This is a genomic window from Micromonospora globispora, from assembly GCF_003857015.1.
In the GTDB taxonomy this organism is placed as follows: Bacteria; Actinomycetota; Actinomycetes; order Mycobacteriales; family Micromonosporaceae; genus Micromonospora; species Micromonospora globispora.
On the sequence record NZ_QGGF01000733.1, the window covers coordinates 1 to 6,022 of the forward strand.

6 protein-coding genes and 1 pseudogene are annotated in these 6,022 nt (G+C 73.6%); 4 read left to right on the forward strand and 3 right to left on the reverse strand.

Annotated features, from left to right (window positions below; translation table 11 throughout):
* Positions 1 to 12: 12 nt before the first annotated feature.
* Entirely contained in the window at positions 13 to 780 is a 768-nt protein-coding gene (locus DKL51_RS37720) for a glycosyltransferase family 2 protein (RefSeq protein WP_124813214.1), read from the reverse strand.
* On the reverse strand, positions 777 to 2,429 hold the full coding sequence (locus DKL51_RS32970) for a carbamoyltransferase family protein (RefSeq protein WP_109946486.1): 1,653 nt from the start codon (positions 2,427 to 2,429) through the stop codon (positions 777 to 779). Before DKL51_RS32970 ends, DKL51_RS37720 begins: the two co-directional genes overlap by 4 nt.
* Before the next feature lie 231 nt (positions 2,430 to 2,660).
* Here DKL51_RS32970 and DKL51_RS32975 point away from each other — a divergent pair, with 231 nt between their 5' ends.
* On the forward strand, positions 2,661 to 2,990 hold the full coding sequence (locus DKL51_RS32975; protein ID WP_109946487.1) for a cupin domain-containing protein: 330 nt from the start codon (positions 2,661 to 2,663) through the stop codon (positions 2,988 to 2,990).
* Positions 2,987 to 3,772, forward strand: a complete 786-nt coding sequence (locus DKL51_RS32980; protein ID WP_109946488.1) for a YwiC-like family protein — start codon at positions 2,987 to 2,989, stop codon at positions 3,770 to 3,772. Before DKL51_RS32975 ends, DKL51_RS32980 begins: the two co-directional genes overlap by 4 nt.
* A 130-nt stretch (positions 3,773 to 3,902) precedes the next feature.
* Here DKL51_RS32980 and DKL51_RS32985 read toward each other — a convergent pair whose 3' ends face one another.
* Positions 3,903 to 5,123, reverse strand: a complete 1,221-nt coding sequence (locus DKL51_RS32985) for a globin domain-containing protein (RefSeq protein WP_243422574.1) — start codon at positions 5,121 to 5,123, stop codon at positions 3,903 to 3,905.
* A gap of 161 nt (positions 5,124 to 5,284) precedes the next feature.
* Between DKL51_RS32985 and DKL51_RS32990 the strand changes: the two genes are divergently transcribed.
* On the forward strand, positions 5,285 to 5,722 hold the full coding sequence (locus DKL51_RS32990) for an RrF2 family transcriptional regulator (RefSeq protein WP_109946490.1): 438 nt from the start codon (positions 5,285 to 5,287) through the stop codon (positions 5,720 to 5,722).
* 48 nt (positions 5,723 to 5,770) lie between these two features.
* A pseudogene (locus tag DKL51_RS32995) lies at positions 5,771 to 6,022 on the forward strand (SAM-dependent methyltransferase); the annotation flags it as partial.

The following is a 6,022-nucleotide window of genomic DNA, read 5'->3' on the forward strand; positions in this document are numbered from 1 at the left end:
TCGTCGGCAGCGTCAGATGGGTATAAGAGACAGCAGGGCCACGGCGCCCGCCGCGGTCACCGCCGCGTGCCGGGGGCGCCGGCCCGGGGGCAGGTCGATGTCGGCGCGCCAGGTGCGCCCGGACAGTCGGCGCAGCAGCGCGTCGTCGGCATTGCCGCGCTGGGTGCGCAGGCTGACCCAGCGCCCCTCGGGGCGTACCGGATGGGTGACCCGCCGCCGGCCGCGGACCAGGTCCCAGCCGGCGAGCCGGACCCGGTGGGCCAGCTCGGCGTCCTCCCGGTAGGCCCGGGGGAAGCGCTCGTCGAACCCGCCGACCGCGGCGAGCGTCCGCCGCCGGTAGGCCATGTCCGCGGTGATCCACTTTCCTTCGGCCAGCCCGGCGGTGCCGCGCTCCCAGTCGGTGGAGCGGCGGTCGGCGGGGAGCGGCACCTCGACGGTGCCCTGCACGCCGCCGACGGTCGCCGCTACGGCCAGGTCGTCGACCAGCCGGCGGCACCAGTCCGGAGCCGGCACGACGTCGTCGTCGAGGAAGACCACCCAGGAGCCGCGGGCTGCCCGCCAGCCCAGGTTTCGCGCCGCCGCGGGGCCCGCGCCCCGCCCCGTCAGCACCTTTGTGTACGCGGTCAGCGCGCCCGGCACCGCCAGCTCCCCGGTGTCGTCGCGACGGTCGTCGACCAGCAGGATCTCCACCTCGGGCAGGTCCGCGAGCTGGCCGGCGAGGGCGTCCAGCAGCAGCGCCAGGCTCGGTCGGCCCAGCGTCGGCACCACCAGGCTGATCACCGCTCACCGGCCAGGGATCGGCGGTGCACCGCGAACGGGCCGAGGGCCAGCAGGTCCACCGGCGCCGAGCCGAACAGCTCCATCGCCTCGCGCGGGGTGTCCACCATCGGCCGGCCGGCGGTGTTCAGCGAGGTGTTCACCACCACCGGCAGCCCGGTGAGCCGTTCGAACTCGGCCAGCATCTCGGCCACCACCGGCTCGGTGTCGGTGTGCACGGTCTGCACCCGGGCGGTGCCGTCGACGTGGGTGACGGCCGGGATCCGGTCCCGCCACTCCGGCTTCACGTTGTGCACGAAGAGCATGTACGGGCTGGGGTAGACCCCCTCGAAGATCTCGGCGAAGCGTTCCGCGCGGACCATCGGCGCGATCGGGCGGAACTGCTCCCGGCCCTTGACGTCGTTCATCCGGCGGGTGGTGTCCGGGTCGCCCGGGTGGGCGAGCAGCGACCGGTGACCGAGCGCCCGCGGCCCGTACTCGCTGCGGCCCTGGTACCAGGCCACGATGCCGTTGTCGGCGAGCACCCGGGCCGCCTCGACCGCGATCGACGCCGGTCGGGTGTACGGCAGCGCGGCCCGGCGCAGCTCCGCCTCCAGCTCCTCGTCCGACCAGCCGCGGCCCAGGTCCGCCCCCACCATCGGGGTGGACCGGTCACCGAGGACGCCGGCCACGTGCAGGGCCGCGCCGAGCGCCGTCCCGGAGTCGCCGGCGGCCGGCTGCACCCAGACGTTCCGGTACGGGCCCTCGGCCGCGATCCGGGCGTTGGCGACGCAGTTCAGCGCCACCCCGCCGGCCATCGCCAGGGTCGAGGCGCCGCCGGAGGCGTCGTACAGCCAGCGGGACAGCTCGAGGATGATCTCCTCCAGCCGGGTCTGCACGCTGGACGCGAGGTCGGCGTGCTCGTCGGTCATCTCGCCGTCGGCGGTGCGCGCCTTGGCCATGCTGGCCCAGTCGATCCGTTCGACGTGGAAGCCGCCGTTGCCGGTGACCCGGACCAGCTCGCGCAGCATGCCGAGGTGCTTCGGCCGGCCGTAGGAGGCCAGCGCCATCACCTTGTACTCGTCGCTGGAGTGCAAAAACCCGAGGTGTCGGGTCAGGTCCTCGTAGAGCAGGCCGAGCGAGTGCGGCAGCTCCTGGGAGTACAGCGAGGAGAGTTGGCCGTCGCGGTAGACGCCGGCCAGGTGGCTGGCCACCTCACCCCGTCCGTCCAGCACCAGCACCGCGGTGTCGTCGCCGGCCGGCGGGGCGGCCAGCCCGGCCGAGGCGGCGTGCGCGACGTGGTGCGGTACGAAGCGGACCTTCTCCGGGTCCAGACCGGGCAGGGCGGCGGCGAGGAACTGCGGAGCCCGCTTCGCGTAGTCGACGCGCAGCCAGTCCCACGGGTCGCTGAGCCCGAGGCCGGCCGCGTCCCGGCAGAGGCCGGGGTCGAACGAGTAGGCGACCGCGTCGAGGCTGTCGACGTCGATTCCGGCGCTGGTCAGACACCAGGCGGCGGAGAGTTCGGGCAGCTCCCAGGCGGAGAACGGGACTGGGCGCTTGCCGTGCTTGCGGCGGCTGAACCGCTCCTCTTCGGCGGCGGCCACCACCTTCCCGTCGACCACCAGGGCAGCCGCCGGATCGTGGAAGATCGCGTTGATTCCAAGGACGCGCATGAGAAGTCCGTACCCTGGCGTCCGCTCCCTAACCTCTAGATCATCGACTTGTCCGAGAAGGTCATCGTCGGATGTGGAGATTGCCGCCGGGACCCGCCGGTAGGCTCTGCCCAGGGACCAAAGCCCCTGGTCAGATGCCCCTCATGCGACGAAGCTGGGCAAAGAGGTAACGGTGGCTCCCGTTTCGCGGCGGCGGCCACCCGTCCGAACGCGAACCCCGGGAGGTGCCCCGTGTCCCCGTCCTCGCTCTCCGAGCTGATCGAGGAGCAACTCACCCTGGCCCACGCCACCGACAGCGGACGCAGCGCCCGCACCGTGTACGGCGGCGCGGGCCGGCCACTGCGGCAGACGCTGCTCGCCCTGGTAGCCGGCCGCGCGCTGGAGGAGCACGCAAGCCCCGGCGCGGCGACCCTTCAGGTGCTCCGCGGCCGGGTCCGGCTGCTCGCTGACGACCAGTTCTGGACCGGGGTGACCGGCGACCTGCTGGAGATCCCGGACGCCCGGCACTCCCTGCACGCCGACGAGGACTCGGCGGTGCTGCTCACGGTCGCCCTCGGATGAACGGCACCGCCTCCGTACCCGGGCGGACCGGCGCCCGGACGCCGGGGCGTACGCCGGCCCGCGGTCGCCGGCACCGCTTCCTGCCGCCGCAGCACGGCGCCTGGGCGATGCTGCTGCTGCCGTACGTCGCCGCGCTCACCGTCACCGGCCCGCGCTGGCCGCACCTGCCGCTGCTCGGCGCCTGGCTGGCCGGCTACCTGTTCTCCTACTACGCCCTGCAGGCGGTCAAGACCGGGCGGCCGGACCGGGTGCGCCCACAGCTCCTGCTCTACGGCACCATGGCCGCGTTGCTCGCCGTCCCGGTGCTGGTGGTCCGGCCGGCGGTGCTCGGGTACGCCCCGCTCTACGCCCTGCTGGTCGCCGTGAACGTCGGCTACGCCCGGCGGCGCCGGGAGCGGGCCCTGCTCAACGACCTCGCCTCGGTGGCGCAGAGCACCCTGATGGTGTTCGTGGTGGCGACCGTCGCCGGGGTGCCATCGCTGGAGCTGACCGGCGTCGCGGCGGCCGTCTTCGCGTACCTGGTCGGCACGGTCCTCTACGTCAAGACGATGATCCGGGAACGGGAGAGCGTCGGCTACCGGCGCGCCTCCGTCGCGTACCACCTGGCGGTCCTGCTGCTCGCGGTCGTCGCGTGGGGCTGGGCGCTGGCGGTGGTCTTCGCGCTGCTGCTGCTCCGCGCCGCGGTGCTGCCCGGGCGGCGGCTGAGCGCGGCGCGGATCGGCGTGCTGGAGATCATCGGCTCGCTGCTGGTGCTGGCTGCGATCGCGGCGCACTGGGCCTGACCGGCCCGGCGGTACCGCCGGAATCCCGAGCGCACATGACAGGGCCCCTGTCCCGGTGGACACCGACCGGGACAGGGGCCCTGTGCTGGTCCGGCCGAGCGGGGGGCGGCGCGACCGGACCGGGGGCGGGTCAGACCCGCTCGTCGCGGAGCATGCCGGGACCGAACACCTCGTACGCGATCCGCTCGCGCGGTACGCCGCGGCGCAGCAGGCCGCCCCGGACCGTGGTCATGAACGGCACCGGCCCGCAGAGGTGCACGTGGGCGTCCGGGTTCACCGGGATCTGCTCGGGGTCGACCAGACCGCTGGCGACCTCCGCCTTCAGCCCGAGCAGCTGGCTGTCGGTGACGTCCTCGTACCAGAGGCGCATCCGCAGGTTGGGCAGCTGCTCCTGGAGCCGGGGCAGGTCGTTGCGCATCGCGTGCGCGGTCCCCGCCCGGTCGGCGTGCACCAGCACCACCGGACGCTCGGGCTCGGTGACCGCCAGGTGCTCCAGCGCCGCCATCGCCGGGGTGAGGCCGATACCGGCGCTGACCAGCAGCAGCGGGCCCTCGCCGGCCACCACGCTGACCTCGCCGCAGGGCGGGCTGAGCCGGAGCGTGTCACCGACCTGGACCCGCTCGTGCAGGAACGTGGAAACGACGCCGTCGGGTGCGCCGTCGATGCCGCGGACCCGCTTCACCGTGATCCGCCAGTGGTCGGCATCGGGGCGGCCGGAGAGGCTGTACTGCCGGATCTGCTGGCCGCGGTCCCCGTCGAGGTCCACCGCGACGGAGACGTACTGGCCGGGGGTGAAGGTGGGCACGGTGCCGCCGTCTGCGGGGACCAGCGTGAACGAGACGACCTCGCGGGTCTCCTCGGTCCGGTTCTCGATCCGCCACTCCCGCCAGATCGACTGGCCCTCGGCGATGCCGGCCTCGGTGTAGAGCCGGGCCTCACGGGCGATGAGTTCGCAGGCGAACAGCCAGTAGACCTCGTCCCAGGCGGCGGCCACCTCGGGGGTGACGGCGTCGCCGAGCACCTCGCCGATCGCGGCCATGAGGTGCCGTCCGACGATCGTGTACTGGGGAGCGCTGATGCCGAGCGAGACGTGCTTCTGGGCGATCCGCTCGAGGATCGGCTCCCAGGGGAGGTCGCTGGTGCCGAGGAGGTGCTCGGCGTACGCCACGACGGACGCGGCGAGCGCCGCCTTCTGCGCCCCGTTGGCCTGGTTGCCCCGGTTGAAGATGTTGAGCAGTTCGGGGTGCGCCTTGAACATGCGCGGGTAGAAGCAACCGGTGATCGCCTCTCCGTGCGCCTGCACGACGGGCAGGGTCGCCTTCACCACGGCTGCTGATGATTCCGAGAGCACGACTACTCCTTCGGGGTTCGGTAGGACGCACTCCACTGAACAGGAGTTTTAAATTCCACTTCTAGGCCGAAGGTCCCGGGTCCGGGGTCGTGCGGATCACACCGATGGCCGGGACTCCTGGCCCGTGTCGCGAGGCGTTCGCGCTGGTTAGGGTCGTTGCTGTGAAGCTGAACCGGTCCACCGACATGGCGCTGCGCATTGCCATGGTCACCGCCGCCTCCCCGGCGCGTACCACGGTGGACGAGCTGGCCACCCAGCTCGCGCTGCCCCGCAGCCACGCGGCCAAGATCGTCCAGCGGCTGCAGCGGATCGGCGTCCTGGTCACCATCCGCGGCCGCTCCGGCGGAGTGGCCTTCGCCGAGCACGCCGCCGAGCTGACCGTCGGTCACGTGGTCCGGGCCTTCGAGGGCGACGACGAGGTGGTCGCCTGCGAGGAGCCGGCCTGCCCGCTGGTCGCCGGCTGCCGGTTGCGGGGTGAGCTGCGCCGGGCCCAGCGCGCCTTCCTCGCCGTTCTGGACGAGGTACGCCTCGGCGACCTCGCCGCCGGCCCCGCCGGCCCCCTGCTGCTCACCCTCGGCGCGCCGCCGGCCCCGAACTGACCGTCCCGGTCGATACTGCGGGGACCGGCCCCGGGGTGAGGAGAATCGATGTCCGTGTCGCATCCGGTCTTCGCGCGGATCTTCGCCCGGGCCAGCGTGGCGATGGACCGGGCCGGTGCGGCCGAGCACCGGCACCGCCTCGTCACCGGGCTGCGCGGCCGGGTGGTCGAGGTCGGCGCCGGCAACGGCCGGATGTTCCCGCACTACCCCGAAACGGTGGAGGCGGTGCTCGCGGTGGAGCCGGAGCCCCGGCTGCGGGCCGCCGCCCGTGCCGCGGCGGCGCAGGCCCCCGTGCCGGTC

What these genes read in the sequence shown, in the direction of transcription:
- DKL51_RS32980 (WP_109946488.1), top strand. Translation starts at nt 2,987, where the DNA reads ATGAACGGCACCGCCTCCGTACCCGGGCGGACCGGCGCCCGGACGCCG.
- DKL51_RS32970 (WP_109946486.1), bottom strand. Translation starts at nt 2,429, where the DNA reads ATGCGCGTCCTTGGAATCAACGCGATCTTCCACGATCCGGCGGCTGCC.